The following is a 2993-nucleotide window of genomic DNA, read 5'->3' as shown; positions in this document are numbered from 1 at the left end:
GGTTTCATTCAATCCGAAGCCATTGCCTTTCAGAACTTCTTCATAGCTGAGTGTGTGCAGGTCTGTGAATCCGTCACTAAATTCAATCTGCTCACCTTCCATGGTAAGTGAACGGAAAGTGCGTTTGCCTTTAGCTCTTACGTCTTCGGGAATTTGATTGTAATCTATACTCAGGAGCCATTGCACGCGGGCTCTTTCAAGTTCAAGATATCCTGAAGCAGTTTCGGAAGTGAGCTGTGTTACTTCATTCTTCTTAACGTCTCCGAATATCCAGATGAGCATATCAAAGAAATGTATACCTATATTAGTAGCCACCCCTCCTGATTTAGAAGAATCACCTTTCCAACTGGAGTGATACCAGTTACCGCGCGATGTCATATAGCGCAAGTCTACATCGTAGATTTTATCTTTCGGTCCGTTCTTTACCTTCTCACGCAAAGCAATAATGCTGGGGTGCAGGCGTAACTGAAGTATAGTATATAGTTTTCGTCCTGTTTCCTTCTCTATCTCGCTTAATGCATCGAGGTTCCACGGATTTAACACCAGTGGTTTTTCGCAAATAGCATCGGCGCCAAAACGAAGCGCATAGCGAATGTGCGAGTCGTGCAGATAGTTAGGTGAGCAGATGGATATATAGTCTATCTTTTCACCTTTGCGTTTTAATTTATCAAGATGGCGATCAAAGCGTTCAAACTCCGTGAAGAAATCAGCGTTTGGAAAATAAGAATCAAGAATACCAACATTGTCATGTTTGTCTAACGCTGCTACCAGATTGTTCCCTGTTTCCTTAATAGCTTTCATGTGGCGCGGAGCGATAAATCCGGCTGCGCCAATCAGTGCAAAATTCTTCATACTATTTCTCTATCTCTATTTTATACACACTACCCTTGTCCAGTTTGTATTGCTCATTGCTCTCCGGGCAGGTAGCAATTCCTGCTGCATTGAAGATGAGCTTGTGGCCGTATTCACTCATCCATCCGGTTTGTCGGGCAGGGTTGCCAATTACCAGTGCATAGTCTGGAATATGTTTCGTTACTACAGCACCGGCTCCTATAAAAGCAAATCGACCAATGTCGTGTCCGCATACAATGGTAGCATTGGCTCCTATCGTGGCACCTTTCTTTACCAATGTTTTTGCGTATTGATTTTTCCGGTTGATCGCACTGCGCGGATTCGTCACGTTCGTAAATACCATGGATGGCCCCAGAAATACATCGTCCTCGCATTGGACACCCGTATAGATGGAAACGTTGTTTTGTACTTTAACATTTTTTCCAAGCACTACTTCGGGTGATATCACAACGTTCTGCCCTATATTACATTGTTCTCCAATTTTGCAGTTAGGCATAATGTGCGAGAAGTGCCAGATCTTGGTGCCGTTTCCAATCTCGCATCCTTCGTCCACCACTGCTGTTGGATGAGCATAATATTTCTTTTCTTCAGCCATGAAAAAATGTCTTGATGGTTGAGGTAATATAGTTCAATTCTTCAGCCTTCATTTCTGTATGGATCGGTAATGAAAGTACTGTTCTTGATAACTCTTCGGTAATCGGGAAAGAGCCTTCATCAAATCCCGAACGCTTATAGGCTTTTTGTAAGTGAAGTGGAACAGGGTAGTATATCATAGTTGGTATACCCTGCTGCTCCAGGTATTTCTTCAAAGCATCGCGTTTACCATCTTTTACTTTGATAGTATATTGATGAAATACGTGTGTTGAATTAGTTGCACGATAGGGGATTTCGATTTCTTTGACCTGAGCAAGTGCTTGGTCGTAAGAAGACGCAGCTTCATTTCTGTTGCGTTCGTAACGATCGAGGTAATTAAGCTTTACACGAAGTATAGCCGCCTGTAGTGTATCCAGCCGGCTGTTTACACCAATGATATCGTGATGGTATTTTACCTGTTGTCCGTGATTGGCAATCATTCTGATCTTTTCAGCAAGCGCTTTGTCGTTCGTAAAGATTGCTCCGCCATCACCATAACATCCCAGATTTTTAGAAGGGAAGAATGATGTAGTGCCGATCGTGCCCATGGTTCCGCTGGTTTTGGTCGTGCCATCGGTAAATGTATACTTGGCTCCAAGTGATTGAGCGGCATCTTCTATAACATGTAGGTTATGACGCGCTGCTATTTTCAATACCGGCTCCATGTCGGCACATTGTCCGTACAGATGTACCGGTACTATGGCTTTTGTACGCGAAGTAATTTTAGATTCGAGTATATCCGGATCAATGTTGAAGGTGTCCTTATTTACCTCGGTGAATACAGGAGTTAATCCTAATAAAGCAATTACTTCTGCAGTAGCAACGTACGTGTGTACGGGAAGTATAACTTCATCGCCGGGCTTCAGGTCGAGTGCCATCATGGCAATCTGAAGTGCATCTGTTCCATTAGCACAGGGTATAACATGTGCTCCGCCTATATATGCTGAAAGTGCCTGGGCAAAGGTATTTACTTCAGGCCCCTGAATAAATGCTGTAGAAGTAAGAACTTGCTGGATGGCCTCATCGATCTCCTGTTTTATGAGGAGATATTGTGTCTGGAGGTCAACCATTTTTATTTTATCCATAGATACTAGAGTCGTGCGGTAATAGTAGATTTTGGTAAGAAGCCTTTTACATCGTAGATCACAGCACCTTCGTGACTAATCGCTTGCAGGTCGAGCGCTGCAAACTCCTGGTGACTTACGGTGAGGATAATAGCGTGATATTTTTTTGAAAGATTTTTTGTGAGTGATATACTATACTCGTGCTTTACTTCTTCTTCATCGGCCTGCGGATCGTATACGTCTACCTGGGTGCCAAAGCTTTTCAGTTCGTGGTAAACATCCACTACGCGGCTGTTCCGTATATCCGGGCAATTCTCTTTGAATGTTATACCCAGCATCAGGATGTTGGCATTGTTGATGGGGAGATTTCGCTGCGCCATCAGTTTGATAACACTGTTAGCGATATGTACTCCCATGTTATCATTAATTCTTCTGCCGGAAAGA

The 2993-nt window shown here is 43.3% G+C and carries 4 protein-coding genes; all 4 read right to left on the bottom strand.

What is annotated here, in order from left to right; translation table 11 throughout:
• Positions 1 to 852 (bottom strand): Gfo/Idh/MocA family oxidoreductase (locus tag VIN08_RS28460; RefSeq protein ID WP_331973136.1); only part of this gene is annotated, 852 nt, incomplete at its 3' end.
• A 1-nt stretch (position 853) separates the two neighbouring features.
• Entirely contained in the window at positions 854 to 1447 is a 594-nt protein-coding gene (locus VIN08_RS28455) for an acyltransferase (RefSeq protein WP_331973134.1), read from the bottom strand.
• Positions 1440 to 2570 carry a DegT/DnrJ/EryC1/StrS family aminotransferase gene (locus tag VIN08_RS28450; protein WP_331973132.1) on the bottom strand — a complete coding sequence of 377 codons (1131 nt, stop codon included), beginning with the start codon at positions 2568 to 2570 and terminating at the stop codon, positions 1440 to 1442. The genes VIN08_RS28455 and VIN08_RS28450 overlap by 8 nt, the downstream gene beginning before the upstream one ends.
• 5 nt (positions 2571 to 2575) lie before the next feature.
• The coding region (locus VIN08_RS28445; protein WP_331973130.1) for a UDP binding domain-containing protein at positions 2576 to 2993 on the bottom strand (418 nt) is incomplete at its 5' end.

Origin of the sequence: Ohtaekwangia sp., from assembly GCF_036568665.1 — a bacterium.
GTDB lineage: Bacteria > Bacteroidota > Bacteroidia > Cytophagales > Cyclobacteriaceae > Ohtaekwangia.
This window is presented reverse-complemented; position numbering and strand designations above follow the sequence as displayed.

Bases quoted from the DNA above. Each gene is read 5' to 3' on its own strand.
- VIN08_RS28455 (WP_331973134.1), bottom strand. From the start codon at position 1,447: ATGGCTGAAGAAAAGAAATATTATGCTCATCCAACAGCAGTGGTGGAC.
- VIN08_RS28450 (WP_331973132.1), bottom strand. From the start codon at position 2,570: ATGGATAAAATAAAAATGGTTGACCTCCAGACACAATATCTCCTCATA.